This is a genomic window from Aeoliella fuhlenseeensis, assembly GCF_052161615.1.
Classification (GTDB): Bacteria; Planctomycetota; Planctomycetia; order Pirellulales; family Lacipirellulaceae; genus Aeoliella.
In genome coordinates, this window is record NZ_CP197417.1 from 3,443,726 (window position 1) to 3,464,143 (window position 20,418).

Genomic DNA, 20,418 nt, shown 5'->3' on the forward strand with positions numbered 1-20,418 from the left:
AGCTTAGGGCTGATCGTATTGCTTCAGTTCATCTTCGTTGATCAACCGGAAGCCTTCGTTGTTCAGCGTGTCGAGGGCCATCTCGATGTTGTCGACCATCACGGCCACCGCCGGCCGGCCTGTCGGGCGAACCAATAGCGGGTAGACCTGCGTGATGTTTACCTCAGCCGCCAAGAGAGCGGTACACATTTGCAGCATCGGCTGCGGCGTGTCGGGAAGCTCGATGCCGATCAAATCCGACTCCACCAGCGCCAACCCGGCTCGCTCCAATATCTCGCGCCCCGCTTCGGGATCGCTAAGCAGGAACCGAACGAGCGCGCACTCCGTCGAATCCGAAATGCTCAGGGCAACGATGCGGACCTTACTGCCGTGGAACTTGCGGATCACTTCCAGCAGCTGGCCCACGCGATTTTCCAGAAACACCGTAAACTGCCGAATCGACGGGTAGTCGCGACCCCTCGCCGTGACGAAATCGGTGCTGGCTCCTTCGCCAATGCTCATGAGATTGTTTTCCTTGGAATAGTCGTTCGCGGCGAGCGATTCCGCCGGGCGATCCGCCACCCGGCACTGGCTGCCAGCATCGACGTAAGTATAAGCCCACAGGCGGGTTATTTCAACGCGAGCCAAACGCCGCGTTTCCCGAAGCGACGGGGGCAGAAGCTCAGCCGTTGGTCCGGTATAACGAAGCTCGAACTCCCCCTTCCGCCTTCGCCATTCCGCCCTCCCCCACCCCCTGCCCCGCCGTGTCCCGCGATTACAAATTCAACCTCGAAGTTCGCTACTACGAAACCGATGCCCAGGGCGTCGTCCACCACGCCAACTACTTCAAGTACTTCGAACTCGCCCGTGTCCACCACCTGCGGTCGCTCGGGTATGAATACGCCGACCTCGAGCGCGATGGCATCATCCTCGTCGTGAACAAGATCGCCTGCACCTACCGCCTCCCCGCGCGGTTCGGCGACATGCTCGACATCACCATCCACACTTCCCGCGCCCGCGGTGCCCGCATCGACCACGAGTATAAGGTCGAGCGGGGCGGGATGCTGCTCGCCGAAGGAACCAGCACGCTCGCCTGCATCGACCGCAACGGCCAAGTTCAGCGTCTGCCCGATTACTTAATGATCGACGAGTGACGCAACTTACTGCTTACAGGAACCTGTGGGAGGGCTCTCCGAGCCCGATAGCCCAAGAGCAACCACCACCCACTGAGTTGAATCCACCACAAGACCAACTCTGATATCCCATCCGGGGTCGGGGACGACCCGGCTCACACGAACCCTTCAAAGGACAACAACTCCATGGCCAAGATCCTCTTCATCGTTGGCGACTTCGTCGAAGACTACGAAGTCATGGTCCCCCGTCAGATCCTCGAAGCGTTCGGCCACACCGTCCACTCGGTCTGCCCCGACAAGAAGTCGGGCGACACCGTGGCCACGGCGATCCACGACTTCGAGGGCCACCAAACCTACAGCGAGAAGCGCGGGCATAACTACCTGCTCAACGCCACCTTCGCCGACATCCAGGCCGACAGCTACGACGCCCTGGTGATCCCCGGCGGCCGCGCGCCCGAGTACCTGGCCATCGACCAGCGCGTGCTCGAGCTCGTCAAGCATTTCGCCACGGCCGATAAACCAATCGCCGCGACGTGCCATGGCCCCATGATCCTCGCCGCCGCCAAGGTGCTCACGGGTCGTCGCTGCCAAGGCTACCCCACCGTCCGCCCCGAAGTCGAATCCGCCGGCGGCATCTGGGAACTCCCGAGCGGCGGCCTCGACAGCGTCACCGTCGACGGCAAACTAGTCACCGCCGCCGCCTGGCCCGCGAACGCAAATTGGATGCGAGCGTTTGAAGAAGTGCTGCGGGGGTAGGTCGCAACAAGAAGAGGTCACTCAATAGAGCTGAAGAGGGTGAATAGATGGATGCAATGAAGGTACAGTCGCGGTTAGATCTGTCGAATTTTGTCAGAGACCTCCGCGCCGATTTGAATTGCCAGTCCGACGAGTGGGAGAACGTTGACCTAGGTTCGTTTCTTGATGCACTCTCAGCATATCTGAATGACCTTCCCGGTTGGTGCGCAAACTGCGCGCCGGGCATCGACCCCGAGAATCCAACGTGGACGTTGATGGCCGTCGCGCTGCGAGGTGCCTCCGTTTACGAGTGAAGAGCCGTTTTGCACGAGAGCTCGCCTCTCGCCCCCCCAGCCGCAGAGCGGCGACAGCGCATAGCCCGGGGCGCAAGCCCCGGGACCAATCGCCACATCCCCTCGCAAGCCGCGGAGCGGCGACAGCGAACTTGCCACATACGCCCACGCGCGACCACTTCGAAGACACCAACCATGCACGAGGACTCGCCGAATCCCTACGAGGCACCGGCATCGAGAGGCCAACCCGCGGCATTCACCTTCAAGCTGAGTATTGTCGTAGCCTCAATGGTTTGGGCAACGCTCGCTTTGGCTATCTGGTTCGCAGGCTCGGCTCTTACGCCCCTGTTCCGGGAGTTCGACATGAAGCTGCCGCTGTTAACCCGGATGATGCTACATCCGGGTTCCACGCTCGCAACTGCCGCTGTCGCGGTCGTTCTGGCGCTGGCGGCGATGAATGCAACTCCTCGCCAGCGCTACGCAATGGCTATCGTGTCACTGGGCCTGGCAGTCCTTTTCATCCTTGCCGCCGCCTTTGCGCTACTTTCGCCTTTGGTGATACTGATCGAAGGGCTGAGTTAGGCGAAGTCTGGCCACGGAAATGTAAGTCAGCCAGCCGATGCCCGAAGCGCGATCTCACTCGTACCACTCTTGAACTGGCGAGTTCCCGCCCATGCACCTCGTACTGATAGCGTATTTCTTGCTGGGCTGCGTTTGCTGCTATCTCGTCGGTAAATCCGCCGCCAAGAGCAAAGTCTCGTCGACGTTCTTCGAGGCGCTACAAACTTTTCAGCTAGCCATAGCCACGGCCGCGTTGGTCTTCTGGCCCCTCTTCATTGTCAACGATGTGCTCTTCTACATTCCGCGTCAGCGCAAGGAGCGTTTGCAACACCTCAGGGATCTACGAAAGACAGCGCATTGCCGCCGCCTCGCGGAGACCAAACACCAATCGATCATCGGGCGGACCGGCTTCGCCTCGACCGACTTACGTCTCGCCGGTGAGGTAATCATTGATGATCAGCAATGGATGGCAACATCAAGCTACGGCCACATCCCATCGGGAACGCCGGTAGTGGTCGTCAACCGGCAAGGCACAAGACTCTACGTGCGGCCGGTCGAACCCAGCCATGCAGGCAACTATCGATGACGATCCCATGTTCATCACCGCCGTCCCGGAGCGGCGACAGCGAGCTCAGCGCGAACGCCGCCTCCGTAGCGCCTGAAGGACGATCCAAAAAGTGGCGTGGAGCAGCACGCCCGAGATGCCGGCCAGCACGAGATAAATCGGGTGCTCCCTGAGGTCGAGCGCAGCATAGATGGGTACCAGTGGAAAAACCATCGAACAGACAACAGCCCCCACAATGCCCGATTGAAAATTGATCAGCCGAGCGCCAACGAGCGGCTGAACGGCCAGAAACAATACTCCCCAGGTTGCCGCTCCCGCCATGACGCACCGCACCCAAGGGAACTTCTCAAGCTCTTTATTTGACTTGTCTGAGTGAACTTCAGAGGACTGATAGGGGTTGGTCATTGCAGGATTATAATTCGCAATTCGCGGTCTTGGCACCGGACCCTTGCTGGTAGACAGCCGGAAACCACTTTAAGTAGCCCGCGTCGAGACGATCCAGACGCCTCCCATACCTACAACCACTTCCCCGTCTTCGCCATCACCACCGCCAAGCCAAAAAGCATCATTGCCGGAACCGACGCCACGGCGACTCCGATCACAAGCCAGCGAATGGTACCGTGCGGCATCCTTCGCCAAACAAGAACGATCGACACCAAAGCCATCGGCACTTGCAACCAGATGAGGCCCCCGATCCAGTGGTCCACCCAAGAGGTCTCTGGCCATTCCCCTAGCGGCAGTTGCCGATTTGGCCGCCGGGTGTCCGTCAACTCGAGGAGGAGTGGTGCAGTTGAAAGCAGTACCCATGGCGCTACATGGACGAGCCACTGCGAGCCTTTGCCATCGCCGATCGGAGTGGCGTTGAGATGTTGCGGGGAGGAGTATGGATTTTCGTGCATCTTATCCATCGCCAACGGCGCCGCACACAATTTGATCTCAACATTCCATGCGCGCTGAGCGTTCGCGTCGAAATCGATGAAATGCTTCGTTAAAACTTGCTTGGGAAACGGGTTGGCCATCGTCGAGTGCTACGCGGCACGCCGGGTCCAAGGCGGACAGTTCAACAAGCAGCTCAAAGAACGCGTCCAGTTCCGGCGGACCCCACTCACTCCCCATGCGATAGTCCAACGCAATACATTCTTGAAAGACGAAAACGCCTAAGTCAGGTATCACGACGCCTTTCGCTGTGATTCCCCCAAAGACTACATGGAACGGCTCTGCCTCGCCGGAAAGCACAAGCATGGAAGCGTTGGGAACAGTATCCAGAGGAAGGCGTTGCTGCAGACTGGTCGACCAATAATCAGGCCTTTCCGTTACGACCGCAGTCGCACGATCCCTCAGCAACAAGTACGCGGAGACAAGCGCTTCGGGCTTTTGGTACTCAACATACACATCAGGAAGGGAGCCATCGTCCGTATCGAATTGATCATGAAGTTGGTCCCACAGCCAGGAGGCGTTGCTCATCATGTGACGCTCTCGATTCATGCCAAACAAAGATGACTGGCTATTTAGCGTAGGATGGGTGCTCGCGCCCGGAAAGTACATAAATTACCACACCTCCAAAGTGGTTGAAATCGAGATTTCACAACCCCACGCAAAGCCGCCAAGACGCAAAGAGTTCGAAACATCACAGGTCGCAAACGATGGCGCCTCCCCATTAGCGCCGATAAGCGAAGATTAGTGTTCCCCCCTCTTCCCTTCTTCGCGTCTTTGCGCCTTTGCGTGAGAAACTCTTCCGAGTAGTCCATTCACCCTAACTTCTCCGGTCGCTAACGCTCACCGGCTCGCCTAAACTCTCCATTCTCTGCCCTCACCAACTATTTCCCACAAAATGTCCACGCGTACACATGCGCCCTTGACAACAACGTGTACATTTGATACAATTCAACCTGTTCGTCGTACGCGAAAGCGTGCGGGGAGAGACAGTTGTGCTTCGAAACAGCGGACCACCTTCGTCGAAGGGGACCCCACCGATACGTATCGAGATGGAGGTGGTTTGGCCGATCAGCACCTTGGACCTGTGTTGAGGGTTTACGACAGGCTGTCTCGAACTGCGCGCCCGTGGGGCGAGGTGGAAAATACGATGCCTGCCGGCAAACACGAACACCGGTTACCCCATCCAAGTTTCACCCCGCCCAACCGCCCGACGGGATCCCGTCACTTTTTTAAAGAGCTATATGCTATTGGCCGTAGGCCGTACCATGCTCCGCGCCGCGTGCGGCAATTCACCCTTAACCCAATCGCAAATCTTCAACCACTCGCGATTCTAATCCCCTAGCCACGAAGTGGCGCGCTTCGATAGCCCAGGACGAAGTCCTGGGAACTCGTCGCCAATTGCATCAGTAGTCCCAACGGGACGCGCTACTTTAGCGCGCCTCGCGAAGCGCCGTATCGGCGCAGAGCTTGATACGGCCTACAGCCGCTTCGCGTCTTTGCGCCTTGGCGTGAGACAAAGTCTAACTCAAACCCGAGGAGCGCGCTGGGACATAGTGAGGGGCAATAACTTGAACACGTTAAGCGCCGTATCGGCGCAGAGCTTGATGCGGCCTACATGGCTGCTTGCTCTCAACAAACAAAAACCCGCTCGACACAATCGTTGTGCCGAACGGGTTTCGATGAAGTCGACTTGTCCAAAATAAAGGCGGCATCCTTGCCGGCTTGCGCGAGTTCCCTCTCGTGGATCGTTGCGACTCGGGTGGGTTCCGAAGAACCAATGACAACTTAGCAAAAAGAAGAATACCTTAGGCGACCAAACGGACCGCTTCGTGGTTTTCCTTCACACCCATGATGAACTCTTCAAAGATTCGCATGTCGAGCGCCGAGGCGGTATTCGCTTCGGGGTGGAACTGCGTACCGAGGGCGAACCAATCCTCGCCTTGGTACTCAATGCCTTCGATGATGCCATCCGGGCACTTGGCGGTGGCCATGAAACCGGGGGCCAGTTCGTCGCACGCCATGTGGTGGCGGCTGTTCACACGAAGCTCGCCATCGCCGTACACGCGATCAAGCAGCGAGCCCGGAATGATTTCCAGCGTGTGGCGATGCTGCGGATCAATCGCATCGCGGTGCGGCAGCGCATCGGGGCGATCCTCAGGAATGTGCAGCAGCAGGTTGCCGCCCATCGTGACGTTCAGCAGTTGCATGCCCGCACCAATGCCGAACACGGGAACGCGGCGCTGGCAAACGAGGCGAGCCAACGCACGGTCGAACGTCTCGCGGCGAGGATCGAGCGGCTTTACCGTTGGGTGCAGCATCCAACCATCGCGGCGAGGATCGAGGTCGGCACCGCCCACGAGCAGCACGCCGTCGACGATGTCGAGCAGTTGGTGCATGTCGTCCAGATCGGCGACGGGGGGAAGAATGACCGGAATGGCATCGGCCTTGATGATGGCGTCGTAGTAGCCCGCCCCCACGTACGAATAAGCGGGCGTCTCGCCCTGGGCTGCACGGTAGTCAGCGTTCAAACCAATGACTGGCTTCGACATCTCTCAACACTCCCTGTGAAAGTACGTCGACGGCTCGCGAGGGAACGTTCCGGCTTCGTCGTGAAGCCTTTTGGTGGAAATCGTTCCGACCGTCTCCGGGGTACAGGAGCTGCGAGATTGAGTGTAGATAGGTAGGCCGGTCGCACGGAATCTCCCCCCACGGGGCCAGAATGTCTTGCGAGCGAGTATCGAGTGCTAGGTCATGCACTCAGGAAGGAACGGTGAGCAGCACGCCATCCATTGCGAAGCTACCACAACCCCCACGATTCTCTTGCATGCCTCCAAGCAGATGTCAGGTCTGCGTAGCGGCTACGCCCGATTTCCCTATCGTTCGTTCTCGGATTGCTCCTGTGCTGTAAAGCCGTGTCACGCGGCGAGTGTGTGGGATGCAAGTGAAGGGAAACTTTAGGGATTGTAGGGCCGAACACAAGCACCTAGGAACATTTTGCGACTTGCGAAAACCGAACCACAAGATGATGTGCCACAACAGCACACGCAGCCGGATGCTAGCATGAGCGATTACGTCAAGATCGAAATAGCGGGGCCGCTAGATGGTACCCCAGCGAGAAGATCGCCGCATCCACCACCAGATGGCTCATCCACGACGGCACGAGCGAGCCCGACCGCTCGTACAACCACGCCCAAAACGCCCCCCCCACCGCCACCGCAGCGGTCAAAACGAGGGCAATCGCCGGGGCGTGCGAGAAGTACGTCCAGAGCACCACCAAGTGATGGGCCGAAAACGCCACCGACGAAATGGCAATGGCTGGCACGACTCGCGTGTGCTGCTTGAGCCCCGTAAACACGAACCACCGCCAGTAGTACTCCTCGAGCAGCGAATGGAACAACGAGTAGAACACGCCGAGTGCCAGGAACCTCGCCGGTGAGGCGAGCCCCATGCCGGCGATCTTCTCGCGGATGGGGGCGAGGGCCTGCTCCATCAGTTCGGTGCCGGCAAGCGACTGATACAGCAACCACATCGCCGCAGCCACGGCGATGCCGAAGCCGATACCGAGGGCGTAGTCCGGGACGTGGCCGAGGTTGGTCCGACGACCTGTAGGTCCTCGGGTAGGGTCGGTAGAGCCCTTCCAGGGGAGTCGCTCAGGCCACGCGATGAGTACCCAAATAATCGGAAGGCCAAACTGCACGACCTTCGCTACGGCGTAGACAATTTGTTGGACGCTCGACTTCGATTCGGCGGCCCAGACGAAGTAAACCAGCGTCACGAACGTTGGTAAAACACACGCGATGGCGAGCACCAACAAGTCGAACTTTCGCCAGCGATTCACCACGTGCCTGCTCCTCGATCCTAGGTCTGCCGCTTTACCCGCGGGCGGCCACCGTCTATCCTCGCTAGACTACATCCTCGCCCCGCCTCCGCCTACCACAGTTGCATGCGTTACTCACGAGTCTTCATCGAATCCCTGGGTTACACGCTGCCTGGCGAGGTCGTGACCACTGCTGCCATTGAACAGCAACTAGCACCCGTTTACCAGCGACTTAAGCTCCCCGAGGGCCGGCTCGAACTGATGACCGGCATCGCCGAGAGACGCTTCTACGTCCCCGGCACGCGGCCCAGCACCATCAGCATCCAGTCCGCACGGCGAGCGATCGAGGCCAGCGGCATTGCTCTCGAGCACTTCGGTGCGCTGGTGCACGGTTCGGTCTGCCGCGACTTCCTGGAGCCTGCCACGGCGTCGCGGGTGCACCACCACCTGGGCCTACCGGACGACTGCGTGATCTACGACGTGTCGAACGCCTGCCTGGGCATTCTGAACGGCGTGGTGCAGGTCGCCAACATGATCGAGCTCGGCCAAATCCGCGCGGGCGTGGTTGTCGGAACCGAGACGGGGCGCAACTTGGTCGAAGGAACTATCGAGCAGCTCAACCGCGACACGACGCTCACACGCAATGCGATCAAGTTCGCCGTGGCGTCGCTGACCATTGGCTCGGCAAGTGCCGCGATCGTGCTGGCCGACGCCGAACTCACGAAGACAGGCAATCGACTGCTCGGCGGTGCGGTGCATTGCCGCACGCAGCACCACGAGCTCTGCCAAAGCGACGGCCACGCGGAGCTGATGCAGACCGACAGCGAAGCCCTGATGCACGAGGGCATCGCCACAGGAGCGGCGACGTTCGAACGCTTCCAAACCGAAACCGACCTCTCCCCTGCCACGATCGACCGTTCGTTCTGCCATCAGGTGGGAGTGGCCCATCGGAAGATGCTGTTCGAAGCGTTGGGGCTCGATCCGGCGATCGACTTCGGCACGCTCGAAACGCTCGGCAACACCGGCTCCGCAGCGTTACCCATCACCATGGCGCGTGGACTGGAAGAACGCCCCGCAACGCCCGGCGACAAGATCGCGATGCTTGGCATTGGCTCGGGCATCAACTGCGTGATGCTTGGCTGCGAATGGCAGAAGACGCTAGTAAGTGGTGGCGTCGAAGCGAGCGAACAGTGAGCCGGGTCGTCCCCGACCCCAGACTGCGCACCATGGCGCATCAATCTCGCAGAAATCGCCGCGGGCTGGACGCAAGATGACTCAAGGCGAGCTAGCTGCTCATCGACATCGCTAGAAGAACTCCGACCACGACGATCGCCGCCACGCCAATACCGATAATCAGGCCCCACGGCGTCGACTTGTAAGGGTTTGTGTACCCGGGTGGGTGAAGCGGATTGAAATCAAACTCGCCCGAGAAGCGAGGCTTGAGTGGCTCTGCTTTCTCGACGAATTCTTCCTCGAACAGCGACTTGGTCGGGGGTCCGCTGCCCGAGGAAGTGGGCGATTTGGCTTTGAGGCCCGATCCACCCAGCACGTCGGACGACCGAGCACGGTCGCGGTTCTTCTGGGGGCTCTCGGAATCTTCCTCAAGCGGAGCGAGGGTGATGTCCTCATCGTCGATGATGACGCCCGAGCCACTGGAATCGTTGAGGCGTTTGGTGTCTCGATCTGCCGCGGCGTTCGACATCGTCTCGCTACTGGGCGGGGTGCTGATCGCACTCCCGGGCGGACGGACGCCGAAGCGGGTGAGGATACCACTGCCGACACCGCTTCCTTCGTCAGTAGCTTCCATTCGCCCTCCGCGGACCTTACGGCCACGGCTGGCAAGCCACTGAGTGAGCCTATCGGCAACGTCGTTAGCGGTCTCGAACCGCAGTTCGGCCCGCTTGTTCATCATTCGCTGGCAGATTTCTACCAGCGACATCGGCAGTTCGGGCCGAAGCTTAAGCAGGCTCTCAGGCTCTTCAACTTGATGCTTCAGCAGCCGCTCGGAGATCGTCCCTTCGGGGAACGGTGGCCGGCCGGTGAGCAGGAAGTAGAGCGTGCAACCAAGGCTGTAGATGTCGCTCCGCTGATCGGCGGAGTGGCTGTTGAGCGCTTGTTCGGGAGCGAGGTAGTCGGCAGTACCAAGCACGTTCTCGTCGTTCGCAAGCGTCAGCGAAGTTTGATCGTCTTCGGTTAGCTTCGCGAGGCCGAGGTCGAGCAGCTTGACGGTTTGCGAACGATCGACCAGCAGGTTCGCTGGTTTGATGTCGCGGTGGATGAGGTTCTTGTCGTGCGCGTGAGCAAGCCCCGTGGCGGCCTGGGCGATGTAGTCGGCGGCTGTGTCGGCATCGAGTGGCCCGCCGTCGGCGACCAAACGATGCAGGTCCTTGCCGTCGACGTACTCCATCACGATGTAATGTGTATCGCCTTCGTTATCGATATCGAACGCGCGAACAATGTGCGGGTCGTCGAGCTTCGCTACCGCGCGGGCTTCGAGGCGGAAACGCTCGAGATAAGAAGAGTCTTTGACGCGGGACTTGGGCAGCACCTTGATCGCCACGCGACGTCGCATCAGCACGTGCTCGGCGAGGTAGACGGCACTCATGCCACCTTTGCCGACTTCGCCTAGCAGTTTGTATTTGCCGAGGCGGAACCCTTTGTACTTGCCGGCGAGAAGCTTCTTCGACTGCCAATCGGTGAGCAGTCCTTCTTCCACCATCTCCGAGGCCAAGACCTCGGGATCGTCGGGTATAGACCCTCCGTGCTTCGCAGCGGACTTCTTGAGAAACGATTCGAGTTGATCGTCCTCAATAAGCTCGCTGCGCTTCAGGTCATGAAGCAGTTTGTTGGTGATGGCCTCTGGCATCAGTCTGGCGCTTGAAGGATCGGCCGCCTGGAAAAGTCTGACTCTGTTCCGCTCACACCACTGCGTGCGCTCGAATGTCGCTTCGGCCGGGCCACCCTCGCGCAGCCCTGCGCACGCAGCGCAACTCTTAGGCAGCAGTGCTGCCGCCGCAAGTTGCTCTCTCCTCACCTATTACGATAGCACGGATGGCCTAAACCATCCAGTAGATTTCACTTACGAAAACGGGAGACCGACTCCGGGGCCGCGCCAGCCGCTACGACCCTTCCACGTTCCGCCGGACGATTTCGGCGTCGAAATAGTTGGTTTCCATGCCCGCGTCGACCACCACCCGCTGGGCGTTGATGCCCGAGGACCGCGGACTTACGAGAAAAACCGCGGTACTGGCCACTTCTTCGGTCGCCACGGCCCGATGCCGGAGCGTGGCCTGTTCGGCGAACAAATAGCTGTCGACGTACCCCGGAATGCCCGCGGAAGCCGAGGTTTTCAGCAACCCGGCGGCGACTGCGTTAAACCGCACCTCGCTGTGGGCACTGAAACTTTTGGCCAAAAACGCGAGGGACGAGTCGAGCGCGGCCTTCACGGGGGCCATGTAGCCGTAGTTCTCGCTGGCCATCCGGGTGGTCGAAATCGAGATGGTGACCACCGACGCGTCGTGTGCAAAAACATCCTTCAACTCTCGCGACATCGCCAGGAAGGAATAGCACGACACATCCATGGTCCGCAGGAATGCCCGCTTCGAGGTCTCATGAAATGGCTTGAGTCCATCTTGATAATCGGCGAACGCGATCGAGTGGACCATGCCATCGAGCTTGTCCGTACGACTGGCAACCTCCTTCGCAAGCTGAGCGATCTCTGCTTCGTGCTCGACGTCGCACACAATGATATCGGCATCGCTGCCGACGAGCTTCGCAATCTGCTCGCGCCGTTCCGGCGAGCGGACCGAGTAGAGCACGCGACAATCGGCCTCGGTCAGCAGCCGTGCGATGTGCCACGCGACGCTCTTACGATTCGCCACGCCAGCGACGAGGACGGTCTTACCAGCAAGTTGTAAAAAGTCAGAGGGCATCGTAGTACCTCCATACTCCGTATGGAGAGGCCGAGGTGGGTGCTAGTAAGATGGAGACGACCACGAGTTAGAACAACGTAAACAATCGCTTCTCCACACGGAGTGTGGAGGTACTATGGCTTCGCCAACGTACACGCAAAATCAAACCGACACGCGAGCTTCCCCGTCGTCTCGTTCGTGACTTTGGCTTTCAGGAAGAACGCGTCGGCGAGGCGTTCGGTGAGTTCGACTTCGATCTTCACCGTCGAACCCGGCAGGACCATTTCGCGGAACTGAACGTTATTCGCCCGCGTCGCCACCGGTACTCGGCCTTCCATGTCGCCGACGATCTTCGACAACAGCACCGCGCCGGCCTGCATCGACGCCTCGCACAGGATCACACCGGGCGTAATGGGAAACGACGGATAATGCCCCGCGTACCAGAACTCCTCGCCGGTGAAGGTCTTCCGGCAAGTAATCTTGGAGTCTCCCTGCTCGACGATCTCGTCGATCAGCAGGAACGGTTCGCGGTGGGGGATGGCGGATTTGATTTGGTCGAGGGACATGGAATCGGGTACGATTGAGCGTTAAAGCGGCGGTATATGAGGGGTCCATCGCCCGAAATGGCGTTGCCGCATGCTATCACCGCAGGCCGAATTGTCCTAGGCGTCGCCCGGAAGGCTGTCGCTCTACTGACGCAATTCGCCATTCCAAACTAAAGGGAGGAAACATGTTGCGTGTAGCCCTAGTTCTCCTAACCGCGGCGGTTGCAGTACCCCTCGACGCTCAGCAATTGACCGATGAACGGAACATCGCCGAGACCGGCGAAGAATACGGCTCCCTTGCCTTCGACCCCAGTGGCAACAAGTTCTACACGGCGGGCTCGGGAAACCTGATCAAGATTCGAGATACGGCCACTGGCGAGCTGCTGGGGACGATCGACGAACAGTTATCATGTTACACCTGGGCGTTAGCCGTGAGCCCTGATGGAGAGACGATCGCAGCTTCGCATGGCTCTTCTGGAACCGACGGAGTCGAGATCAGCTTGTTCGACACCACGACGGGTGAACTGCGAACCAAGCTGGTTGGCCACGACAAGGTTTCGCGCTCCCTACTCTTCCTGCAGGATTCCAAAACCATTGTTACGAGCGGTGACGATAACACCTTGCGATGGTGGGATACCGTCACGGGTGAGAATCTCACCACTGCGAAGGTGGGGGGTCACACGTTCGCGGCCACGGGGGATGGCGGCACGATCGTCATCGCCACCGATAGCAACGGTGTCGAAATCTGGGATACCAACGAGAGAGCTCTAGTGCGCCGACTCACGCTGAATCCGGCCGCCACTTATCCCATTGCCCTCTCCTCGGATGGCAAGTGGATCGCGACGAGCGGCGATTGGGATGACACGGCAGTCTATCTATGGAATGCGGAGACCGGCGAGAACGTTGGGAAGTTCGATGACGAGAGACGTGATCGCGTCGACTGCATCGCGTTCAGTCCCGACAATCGTTTAGTTGGAGTCGCCGAGCTGAATTCGGGCGTGACACTTTGGGATCGAGGGACGGGTAAACGTCTTAGCCGCACGAGTGGTGGCATCGCCCATGGCCTCGCGTTCGATCCTTCAGGGAAGTGCTTAGCCCAAGTGCATGGCAACTCGGAAGGGGGTAGTGGGGTGACGCTTTGGAGCGTGGGCGATCCAGACTTCACCAACTAGCGAATCATTCCCGATCATCAAGTAGTTTTAGAGACATGATCCGCTGTTCCAGATGCCCATGCGCGAGGTATAATTCCTACATGGACAAGACCATCGCCATTCACCCCGATATCCTCGGCGGCACGCCCTGCTTCGCGGGAACGCGAGTGCCGGTTGAGTCTCTTTTTGATTGGCTAGCGGGTGGAGAGACCGTGGATTTCTTCTTGGAGCAATTCCCTTCCGTCACACCTGAGCAAGTTGCTGCGGTTCTGGCGGATGCGAAGACTCACGCCACGAGCACCCTTCGCGTCAACTAATCGCCGGAATCTTCCGCTGCAGATGGGCGAGTAACTTCTCGACACGCTCGGGTGGCTCAATCGAATTGTTGGGAACGAACAAGGAAGAGTCAGGCGTCATCCGCAGGAAGATGCCGAGTGGAGTTCCTACACATCCTATGAAAGTTCTGTAGGAAATTGCCTCCTTGCCGAGTGGCGAGCGAAATTCAATCTCCTCTTCCGCGAAACTCAACTGCACCCACTCCGAGAAGCCGAGCTTCTTGATCCTTCGTCGCCATCTCCACGGATAGGTAGCCGTATCGATGCACATTACGACTGCCCCGGCCATGATCCCAAACGCTACGGGGCGAGCAACGTCCGATAGAAACATTCCTGCAGCAAGAAGTAATACCGATCCCCATAGGTACGGTGCATACCTTCGCCATTTCGAGCGGTACTTGAGCCAAGCGCGATACGAAAGCTTGTAGTATTCGTCGTCTCGGGCGAATTTCGCTGTAGCAATCATACGTTTGGGTCTCGGCCATGAAGCGAGAAATCGCCCGGCTCCCAGCCAAGGTCGCAGCTTTTTAAACAAGCTTTCGCCTCTTCGCCGGTCAGCAGTTGCTCCTTATGGCAACGCTTCAGGAAGTGGTAGAGAGCGTCGGCGACTTGTTGGCGTTTGGCCTTGATGACGCTCGACTCAATGAGGTAGTCGTCGGGTAAGGCAGGACGCAAGAACTCGGGGTCTAAGACATCGTTGAACACTTCTTTCTCGTACGCATCAAACCGCTTGGTGTCGTGAGTATTGATGTAGTGACGCTCCGACTTTTTCCGGTCGCTGTCTCGGCGCGAGTAACCATCGAGCACACGCACAACATGGCGGACCTCGTCGGCCCAGAATTCAATGTTCGCAAGCTGCCCCGCTAGTTGATAGTTGTTCAATGTTTTGAACTTGCCGAGGGTTTTAACCAACGCGTCCGCAACTTCGATAGAGTAAGCCATGGTTGCCCTCCATTCTTTCTTTCCATCCGTGCCAATCCGTGTTCATCCGTGGCTAATAAGTATCAACGCTAGCCGGCGCCTTCGGCTGGGCGTTAAACGAAGACTTCTGCAAGTTCACAACGAACTCAATCGTCACTCCGGCACGTCGACGTACTCGTGGCACTTTGGGCACGACTCCGTCTTCCCGCGGCGGGAGCCGGGGAACGTGATCTCTTTGCCGCACTCTTCGCATTCGAAGGTGATATCTTCGGTGGATGCGGACTCATCCAGTTTCGGTAGGCCGTCCTTAAAAATCTCAACGGCGTCTTCCATGGCAGACGCGGGAATGTATAACCGGATGCCTCCAAGAGCTCCAACGTACGCACTGCCGAACGTGTTAGCATTCTCGAGATGGCTATCGATGCCGTGTTGCCGTAACAGTGCCTGATAGAGCTGCGCCTCCGGTGTGTTGCTGCAAGACGTGAACAGGGCAAAGCTGTGGTCGAGCGTATCTTGCTCATCCGGCTCCGCAGCGTCGTCTACCTTTCGCCATTCACCATGAGTTCCTGGAGATTGATACGGATTCTCGTCGTTCATCGTGCCACCTCTTATCCGTGCTAATCCGTGTTCACCCGTGGCTCAATAAAGTAGAAACGTAGCCGGCGCCTGCGGCTGGGCGTTCAACGAAACGACCTTTCAACTCATGTCCTCGGCCACGGCTTTCTCTGCGGCTGCGGTGGACGTCGAGTTCTTGTTCATCAGTTGACTATCGACTTCGTTCGCTACGATCACGCCGTAGTTCATGGCGCCGAGCCAGCCGGACATGATGATGCCGACGCTTCCGGCGTGGTAGAGGCCGGTGATTTGTTGCGGCAGCGCGCGGCTCACGGCCAACCCTTCGAACTTGGTGCCGAAGCTCGCGCCGGCGATGTGGGCCGTGTAGTGTTTGAACGTCCTCGGCGTCGAAGCTTCGACGTGCACCACTCGCTCGCGGACGTTGGGGACGTACTTATCCAGGGCGTCGAGCGTTGTCTCGCACAGGTCCTGCTTGCTCGCCTGGTACTCGTCCTCGGGCAGTTCCGCCCAGTCTTCGAAGCGGGCGTTCGTGCTGCTGACAATCAGGCATCGCGGCCGCGCTTCGGGGCGGGTCTTGGGGTAGTAGAACGAGTAAGTCCGGCTCGTCACGTCGCGCGACAATAGGGCCTCGGTCTCGAACACCGGCGCGGTGCTGCTGAACAAGAGGTCGCCCAGCTCGCTGACTTCCAAGTGGTCGTCTTCCTTGAGCGCCATGTAAACCTGCGTGCTCGAATTATTGAGCCGCACAGCTTTGGCGTCGTCGATGAAGCCTTTATCAAACTTGTCTTCGCCCACCAGATTGAAGATGGTCTGCCGGAGGTTGGCGTTGGAGACAATGGCGTCGCACTTGATGGTGTGCGTGCCCCCCTTCGCGTCGATCTCAATCGATTCGACCGCCCCGTTCTTCAGGTTGATCTTCTTGGCGTCGCAGTTGATTCGAATGTCGACGCCGGACTTCTTCAGTTCCTCTTCCATCTGGTCGATGAGCTTGTCGGTGCCCCCTTGGAACGTGAAGACGCCCTTCGACATGAAGTTCGAGAACACGATGCCGTAGCTGATCGCGGGGTCTTCGAGCGTCGACCCGTTGGCGTAGGTGATCGGCTCCATCAGCAGGCGGATGACATCTTCGCGGCCGGGGAAGAACTCGTCGAACAACTGGCGAGTGGTCGTTGCCTGGTCGTCGTAGAAGTTCATGCCGCGTGCTTTGTCGAAGAACGCGTGAACCCGATCGGGTTCGAGGCCGAACTTTTCGATGAGTTGCTGGGTGAAGTCCTCGCGCGTGAATGAGGTCCAGAGCGAGAACATTGGATTGTCGAACCGCACGCCGTCGAGCTGAACGATCGAGTCGGCGATTTCCTTCGACCAGTACCGCCGGCAGCTCTTCACCATGCCGTACGGAAAGCCGTGCAGCGAGATGTCGAAGATGTGCCCGCCGGGGCGCTTGAACCACGTGGCCATGCCGCCGAGCTTGTAGTGCTGCTCGAGCAGCAGAACGCTACGCCCTTGCCGCGCAAGGATGTTGGCGGACGTCAGCCCGGCGAGGCCGGCACCGATGACCACGACGTCGTAATGGGACTGGGCACCTTTGAGGAAGTCTTTGGGCACGTGCTGAAGGGGTGCGAGGATTGCGGAACAACGAAGCAAAACGAACCCGTGAGTTTACCACGACGACGCCCGAGGCTCGACGGGGGTAGAAACGGGGCAAAAGCTTGCGAGACGCAGCCCCAGCGGGCATATTGGTGGCATCGCGATCTGCCCCGCGCGACTTCAAGTTCCACCCTTCTTGGAATCTTTCGATGCTGCGCCTTGTTCTGTGGTCGGTCGTTGTCGTGTCGCTCTCGGTGCTCTGCCATCCTTCTCGGGCGGACGAACCCGTCAAAGATTACTGGAGCGAGCGAGGCTGCCCCGCGGGCGATCCGCGATGCGAATGGTTTCGCGACGCCAAGTTCGGGTCGATCATCCATTTCGGCGTCTACTCCGAACTGGGTGGCTACTACCAAGGCCGCGGTCCCTATCGCCCCGCCGAGCAGATCATGGGCCTCGGCGAGCGGCGGTCGGTGATCACGCCGAAGGAATATCTCAAGAACGTCGCGAGTAAGTTCAACCCCACCGAGTTCAATGCGGACGAGTGGGTGAAGCAGATGAAGGCCGCCGGCATGAAGTACGTGGTGTTCACGACCAAGCACCACGACGGCTTCTGCATGTTCGACACCGACACCACCGACTTCAACGTCGTCAAGCAGACGCCGTTTGGCCGCGACATGGTCAAGGAGATCGCCGACGCGTGCCGGGCGAACGACATGCACTTCTGCTTGTACTATTCGATTGGCGACTGGTCGGCGAAGGAGGTCATGGACAAGCGGTTTGATAACTACACCGATTACATGAAGGCCCAGCTCAAGGAGCTGCTGACCAACTACGGCAAGGTCGATGTGCTGTGGTTCGACAACTGGTGGTACGTCGACGATCAGTATTCGACCGACACGCCGCACGCCCGCGAGCTGTACGACTTCTGCCGCACGTTGCAACCCGAGATGCTGGTGAACGACCGCTGCGGTGCCGGCGTGCAGGCCGACCATGGCGATTTCGGCACGCCCGAGAATCAGCTCAAAGGCTCGCTGCAAGAGCGGTACTTCGAAGTGGTGATGACCTGCACCGACGACGACAACTGGGGCTGGGTCCGCGGCGCGAAAAACTACCGCGAACCGCGTGATATCATTCGCAACATCGTCGACTCGGCCAGCAAGGGTGGTAATTTTGTCTTTAACATCGCCCCCAACGCGAAGGGCGAGTTTCCTAAGCCACAGAAAGAACGTTTGGCGGAGATTGGAAACTGGTTTAAGACAAACGGCGAAGCAATTTACGACACGACTCCGGCGCCGGAGGTGAAGTTCCTCAATAGCGTGCAAGCCTACGCCACCAAGTCGGCGGATGGGAAGAGTCTTTATTTGTGCGTTGCGGAGTGGCCGAAGGACGAACCACTGAAGGTGCAGATCGAGGGAAGTCTAGCAGAACCCACGGTCACGCTGCTGTCCGGCGGGCAAACGATGAGCGGAGTGAAAGCATCGCGTGGTTCGAGTGCGATGGAGCTAGAGATTCCGCGACCTCAGAGCGTGGATGAGTTCGTGACGGTGGTGAAAGTCACGGAATAATCGTCCATCTCGCTCGACAAATAGCCGACGACCTACGCGTCGTCGGACCTGACACTGCAATCCAGGTTAGGTCCGAAGACACGTAGGTCTTCGGCTATTTCGCTCCTCGATCACTGAGAGCTACTCTGCTTTCTCCGCCTCGAACACCACCTTGTACGCCTTCCCCTCCTCCACCATCTTCGGATTCGGTACCAGCACGAAGTCATCGGTGATAACCGGCTCGAGTTCCGCGCCTCTGACGATCGTCGCCTTGCCGATACGCTCGGGCAGGAACGCCACCATGGGTCGCCAGCCGCGCTGCGAGCCGTTCATGTTCACGGGCTCGAATGACTTCGCGCCGTGGCGGGGAGTGATGGTGAGGGTGTAGGTGTTGCCGCCGTCCGATTTTTCTACGGTTAGCTCTTGATCGTAGGCACAATCGCCCTCGGCCATGCGGGCCTCCCAGGCGGGGTCGCCGTAGAAGGCCAGGGTGTCGCGGTCGTATTCGAGGCCGCGGCGATCTTCGCTCGAGGTTTCGAGCTTGTGGATGAGCGCGTGGTGGTTGGCGAGGAACGCTTCGGTGAACGTGTACCGGCCCGGTTGTTCGACGAAATAATCGAGGCATCCCCAACCCGCGTAGCCAAACCAGGTCGGCACGGTGTAGCCAATCATCTGGCGGACGCCGGCGTCGTTCATCCACGCCAGGGCCATCGCGTCGGGGCCGTCGATGTTGCCCATCAGGCAGTTGCCGATCGGCAGATAAACTTTCACGTTGGGCGAATCGACCTGATGCACGCCGCCGGTGGTGTCCGCACCCCGCATCTGGCCGGCCTTCGATTTGAAGAAACCATTCTTGTAGCGAAAACCAATCATCCAGTCGCGCTCGGTCGCGTGGCCTGAGGTGACAAATAGGTCGGGCTGGTATTCATTCAGCGTGTCGACGAGCGCCTTGGTGGAGTCGGCGGGACCTTCGGTGAGCTTCGCCTCGCCTCCTTTGTCCTTCACTACGAGCTTGCCTTGCACGAGTTCGTCGAAGCACTGCCCTTCCTCGCACATTTCGAGCGCGACCTCGGTGCCAGCCGCCACTTTGTGAATCACCAGCGGCTCGCTGGTCTTGGCAATCGCCAGGGCGTTCGCCGCGTCGTAACCAGTGAGGATTCCCCAGCGAGTGTCGGTATAAGGATCGTCGTCGTACTCGCGAGTGAGCTGGTGCACCGCGGCGACGAACTCGCGCGTGGCCTCGGCCGGCGTGGCGACGAAGCAGGTGAAGCGGGGATGGTCGGCTTGGAGCTTGGCCTTTGCTTCATCGAGACCGCCATCGAATGTAACAATCTCGGCGTTGTGCTTATCGACCAGCGTGTCGACCACTTGCTTCCATCCGGCATCGGCGAGCGTTTCCTTAGAAACGACGACTGCGTACTCCGCCGATTTCGCGGAAACGGCTCCTGACACGACGACGCAGAACGCAACGACACGCACCAATTGCAGCATGGCTCTCAAGGCTCCGAAAGGGGATGGGGACTTGAGAGGTAGTGTAGCAGGGTGGGCGATGGAATGCGACAATCGCAGCCCCAGTAAGCTAGTGACTAGAACTAGCGACGCTCGGCACCACCGCGGCGATGTTCATTAGCGAGAGCACGACATGCCGCATTACCCCATCGTCGTTGATGAGTACAGAAGTCGTGTAGTCACCCACCGTGATGAACTCCGACTTCTCCACGCGATACTCCCGGCCATCATTCATGCGGATGAGTAGCGGGCAATCGGCGATCAGTTTTTGGAGGTCGTCGGATTCCATAGTGGGTTCCTGAGGGCGGTCGAATGGGATA

24 protein-coding genes are annotated in these 20,418 nt (G+C 59.1%); 9 read left to right on the top strand and 15 right to left on the bottom strand.

What is annotated here, in order from left to right:
* Positions 1-3: 3 nt before the first annotated feature.
* Positions 4-627 carry an acetolactate synthase gene (locus SH292x_RS13595; RefSeq protein WP_442481553.1) on the bottom strand — a complete coding sequence of 208 codons (624 nt, stop codon included), beginning with the start codon at positions 625-627 and terminating at the stop codon, positions 4-6.
* 116 nt (positions 628-743) lie between these two features.
* On the opposite strand from SH292x_RS13595, the gene SH292x_RS13600 reads away from it, so the two are divergent.
* From SH292x_RS13600 to SH292x_RS13620, 5 genes are all read left to right on the top strand, one after another.
* Positions 744-1,133, top strand: a complete 390-nt coding sequence (locus SH292x_RS13600) for an acyl-CoA thioesterase (RefSeq protein ID WP_442481554.1) — start codon at positions 744-746, stop codon at positions 1,131-1,133.
* A gap of 165 nt (positions 1,134-1,298) precedes the next feature.
* Positions 1,299-1,868, top strand: a complete 570-nt coding sequence (locus SH292x_RS13605) for a DJ-1/PfpI family protein (protein WP_442481555.1) — start codon at positions 1,299-1,301, stop codon at positions 1,866-1,868.
* A 47-nt stretch (positions 1,869-1,915) separates the two neighbouring features.
* Complete coding sequence (locus SH292x_RS13610) at positions 1,916-2,161, top strand: DUF7660 family protein (protein WP_442481556.1); 246 nt, start codon at positions 1,916-1,918, stop codon at positions 2,159-2,161.
* Between the two features lie 174 nt (positions 2,162-2,335).
* Positions 2,336-2,722 carry a hypothetical protein gene (locus SH292x_RS13615; protein WP_442481557.1) on the top strand — a complete coding sequence of 129 codons (387 nt, stop codon included), beginning with the start codon at positions 2,336-2,338 and terminating at the stop codon, positions 2,720-2,722.
* A 91-nt stretch (positions 2,723-2,813) separates the two neighbouring features.
* Positions 2,814-3,287: an NfeD family protein gene (locus tag SH292x_RS13620; RefSeq protein ID WP_442481558.1), complete on the top strand. Its 474-nt coding sequence runs from the start codon at positions 2,814-2,816 to the stop codon at positions 3,285-3,287.
* Between the two features lie 45 nt (positions 3,288-3,332).
* Here SH292x_RS13620 and SH292x_RS13625 read toward each other — a convergent pair whose 3' ends face one another.
* From SH292x_RS13625 to SH292x_RS13645, 5 genes are all read right to left on the bottom strand, one after another.
* The gene (locus tag SH292x_RS13625; RefSeq protein ID WP_442481559.1) at positions 3,333-3,671 is read right to left on the bottom strand and encodes a hypothetical protein; all 339 of its coding nucleotides are present in this window, start codon (positions 3,669-3,671) and stop codon (positions 3,333-3,335) included.
* A gap of 110 nt (positions 3,672-3,781) precedes the next feature.
* A complete protein-coding gene (locus SH292x_RS13630; protein WP_442481560.1) occupies positions 3,782-3,973 on the bottom strand; it encodes a hypothetical protein in 192 nt (63 codons plus the stop codon).
* 229 nt (positions 3,974-4,202) lie between these two features.
* Complete coding sequence (locus SH292x_RS13635; RefSeq protein ID WP_442481561.1) at positions 4,203-4,733, bottom strand: hypothetical protein; 531 nt, start codon at positions 4,731-4,733, stop codon at positions 4,203-4,205.
* 1,274 nt (positions 4,734-6,007) lie between these two features.
* Complete coding sequence (locus SH292x_RS13640; RefSeq protein ID WP_442481562.1) at positions 6,008-6,751, bottom strand: gamma-glutamyl-gamma-aminobutyrate hydrolase family protein; 744 nt, start codon at positions 6,749-6,751, stop codon at positions 6,008-6,010.
* Between the two features lie 524 nt (positions 6,752-7,275).
* Positions 7,276-8,040 carry a CPBP family intramembrane glutamic endopeptidase gene (locus SH292x_RS13645; RefSeq protein WP_442481563.1) on the bottom strand — a complete coding sequence of 255 codons (765 nt, stop codon included), beginning with the start codon at positions 8,038-8,040 and terminating at the stop codon, positions 7,276-7,278.
* A gap of 105 nt (positions 8,041-8,145) precedes the next feature.
* Here SH292x_RS13645 and SH292x_RS13650 point away from each other — a divergent pair, with 105 nt between their 5' ends.
* Positions 8,146-9,213: a 3-oxoacyl-ACP synthase III gene (locus SH292x_RS13650; RefSeq protein WP_442481564.1), complete on the top strand. Its 1,068-nt coding sequence runs from the start codon at positions 8,146-8,148 to the stop codon at positions 9,211-9,213.
* Positions 9,214-9,304: 91 nt separating this feature from the next.
* On the opposite strand, the gene SH292x_RS13655 is transcribed toward SH292x_RS13650, so the two are convergent.
* The 3 genes from SH292x_RS13655 to SH292x_RS13665 form a co-directional block, all read right to left on the bottom strand.
* Entirely contained in the window at positions 9,305-10,885 is a 1,581-nt protein-coding gene (locus tag SH292x_RS13655; protein WP_442481565.1) for a serine/threonine protein kinase, read from the bottom strand.
* A gap of 253 nt (positions 10,886-11,138) precedes the next feature.
* On the bottom strand, positions 11,139-11,951 hold the full coding sequence (locus tag SH292x_RS13660) for an enoyl-ACP reductase FabI (protein WP_442481566.1): 813 nt from the start codon (positions 11,949-11,951) through the stop codon (positions 11,139-11,141).
* Between the two features lie 113 nt (positions 11,952-12,064).
* Positions 12,065-12,496, bottom strand: coding sequence for a 3-hydroxyacyl-ACP dehydratase FabZ family protein (locus SH292x_RS13665; protein ID WP_442481567.1), 432 nt, complete (start codon positions 12,494-12,496; stop codon positions 12,065-12,067).
* 164 nt (positions 12,497-12,660) lie between these two features.
* On the opposite strand from SH292x_RS13665, the gene SH292x_RS13670 reads away from it, so the two are divergent.
* Together SH292x_RS13670 and SH292x_RS13675 are read left to right on the top strand one after the other, a co-directional pair.
* The gene (locus SH292x_RS13670) at positions 12,661-13,647 is read left to right on the top strand and encodes a WD40 repeat domain-containing protein (protein WP_442481568.1); all 987 of its coding nucleotides are present in this window, start codon (positions 12,661-12,663) and stop codon (positions 13,645-13,647) included.
* An 80-nt stretch (positions 13,648-13,727) separates the two neighbouring features.
* A complete protein-coding gene (locus SH292x_RS13675) occupies positions 13,728-13,943 on the top strand; it encodes a DUF433 domain-containing protein (RefSeq protein WP_442481569.1) in 216 nt (71 codons plus the stop codon).
* Here SH292x_RS13675 and SH292x_RS13680 read toward each other — a convergent pair.
* The 4 genes from SH292x_RS13680 to SH292x_RS13695 all read right to left on the bottom strand — a co-directional run bounded on the left by SH292x_RS13680 (position 13,936) and on the right by SH292x_RS13695 (position 17,063).
* Positions 13,936-14,292, bottom strand: coding sequence for a YcxB family protein (locus tag SH292x_RS13680; protein WP_442481570.1), 357 nt, complete (start codon positions 14,290-14,292; stop codon positions 13,936-13,938). The genes SH292x_RS13675 and SH292x_RS13680 overlap by 8 nt on opposite strands.
* Before the next feature lie 131 nt (positions 14,293-14,423).
* Complete coding sequence (locus SH292x_RS13685; protein WP_442481571.1) at positions 14,424-14,903, bottom strand: hypothetical protein; 480 nt, start codon at positions 14,901-14,903, stop codon at positions 14,424-14,426.
* Between the two features lie 132 nt (positions 14,904-15,035).
* Positions 15,036-15,479, bottom strand: a complete 444-nt coding sequence (locus tag SH292x_RS13690) for a hypothetical protein (protein WP_442481572.1) — start codon at positions 15,477-15,479, stop codon at positions 15,036-15,038.
* Between the two features lie 99 nt (positions 15,480-15,578).
* Entirely contained in the window at positions 15,579-17,063 is a 1,485-nt protein-coding gene (locus tag SH292x_RS13695) for a phytoene desaturase family protein (protein WP_442485859.1), read from the bottom strand.
* 191 nt (positions 17,064-17,254) lie between these two features.
* On the opposite strand from SH292x_RS13695, the gene SH292x_RS13700 reads away from it, so the two are divergent.
* Entirely contained in the window at positions 17,255-18,610 is a 1,356-nt protein-coding gene (locus tag SH292x_RS13700) for an alpha-L-fucosidase (RefSeq protein WP_442481573.1), read from the top strand.
* Between the two features lie 120 nt (positions 18,611-18,730).
* Here the strand turns inward: SH292x_RS13700 and SH292x_RS13705 are convergent, their stop codons facing one another.
* Together SH292x_RS13705 and SH292x_RS13710 are read right to left on the bottom strand one after the other, a co-directional pair.
* On the bottom strand, positions 18,731-20,080 hold the full coding sequence (locus tag SH292x_RS13705; protein WP_442481574.1) for a hypothetical protein: 1,350 nt from the start codon (positions 20,078-20,080) through the stop codon (positions 18,731-18,733).
* Between the two features lie 88 nt (positions 20,081-20,168).
* A complete protein-coding gene (locus SH292x_RS13710; RefSeq protein WP_442481575.1) occupies positions 20,169-20,387 on the bottom strand; it encodes a hypothetical protein in 219 nt (72 codons plus the stop codon).
* Positions 20,388-20,418: the final 31 nt, after the last annotated feature.

What these genes read in the sequence shown, in the direction of transcription:
- SH292x_RS13605 (WP_442481555.1), top strand. Translation starts at nt 1,299, where the DNA reads ATGGCCAAGATCCTCTTCATCGTTGGCGACTTCGTCGAAGACTACGAA.
- SH292x_RS13610 (WP_442481556.1), top strand. Translation starts at nt 1,916, where the DNA reads ATGGATGCAATGAAGGTACAGTCGCGGTTAGATCTGTCGAATTTTGTC.
- SH292x_RS13615 (WP_442481557.1), top strand. Translation starts at nt 2,336, where the DNA reads ATGCACGAGGACTCGCCGAATCCCTACGAGGCACCGGCATCGAGAGGC.
- SH292x_RS13620 (WP_442481558.1), top strand. Translation starts at nt 2,814, where the DNA reads ATGCACCTCGTACTGATAGCGTATTTCTTGCTGGGCTGCGTTTGCTGC.
- SH292x_RS13625 (WP_442481559.1), bottom strand. Translation starts at nt 3,671, where the DNA reads ATGACCAACCCCTATCAGTCCTCTGAAGTTCACTCAGACAAGTCAAAT.
- SH292x_RS13635 (WP_442481561.1), bottom strand. Translation starts at nt 4,733, where the DNA reads ATGATGAGCAACGCCTCCTGGCTGTGGGACCAACTTCATGATCAATTC.
- SH292x_RS13640 (WP_442481562.1), bottom strand. Translation starts at nt 6,751, where the DNA reads ATGTCGAAGCCAGTCATTGGTTTGAACGCTGACTACCGTGCAGCCCAG.
- SH292x_RS13650 (WP_442481564.1), top strand. Translation starts at nt 8,146, where the DNA reads ATGCGTTACTCACGAGTCTTCATCGAATCCCTGGGTTACACGCTGCCT.
- SH292x_RS13655 (WP_442481565.1), bottom strand. Translation starts at nt 10,885, where the DNA reads ATGCCAGAGGCCATCACCAACAAACTGCTTCATGACCTGAAGCGCAGC.
- SH292x_RS13660 (WP_442481566.1), bottom strand. Translation starts at nt 11,951, where the DNA reads ATGCCCTCTGACTTTTTACAACTTGCTGGTAAGACCGTCCTCGTCGCT.
- SH292x_RS13665 (WP_442481567.1), bottom strand. Translation starts at nt 12,496, where the DNA reads ATGTCCCTCGACCAAATCAAATCCGCCATCCCCCACCGCGAACCGTTC.
- SH292x_RS13670 (WP_442481568.1), top strand. Translation starts at nt 12,661, where the DNA reads ATGTTGCGTGTAGCCCTAGTTCTCCTAACCGCGGCGGTTGCAGTACCC.
- SH292x_RS13675 (WP_442481569.1), top strand. Translation starts at nt 13,728, where the DNA reads ATGGACAAGACCATCGCCATTCACCCCGATATCCTCGGCGGCACGCCC.
- SH292x_RS13680 (WP_442481570.1), bottom strand. Translation starts at nt 14,292, where the DNA reads ATGTTTCTATCGGACGTTGCTCGCCCCGTAGCGTTTGGGATCATGGCC.
- SH292x_RS13685 (WP_442481571.1), bottom strand. Translation starts at nt 14,903, where the DNA reads ATGGCTTACTCTATCGAAGTTGCGGACGCGTTGGTTAAAACCCTCGGC.
- SH292x_RS13690 (WP_442481572.1), bottom strand. Translation starts at nt 15,479, where the DNA reads ATGAACGACGAGAATCCGTATCAATCTCCAGGAACTCATGGTGAATGG.
- SH292x_RS13700 (WP_442481573.1), top strand. Translation starts at nt 17,255, where the DNA reads ATGCTGCGCCTTGTTCTGTGGTCGGTCGTTGTCGTGTCGCTCTCGGTG.
- SH292x_RS13705 (WP_442481574.1), bottom strand. Translation starts at nt 20,080, where the DNA reads ATGCTGCAATTGGTGCGTGTCGTTGCGTTCTGCGTCGTCGTGTCAGGA.
- SH292x_RS13710 (WP_442481575.1), bottom strand. Translation starts at nt 20,387, where the DNA reads ATGGAATCCGACGACCTCCAAAAACTGATCGCCGATTGCCCGCTACTC.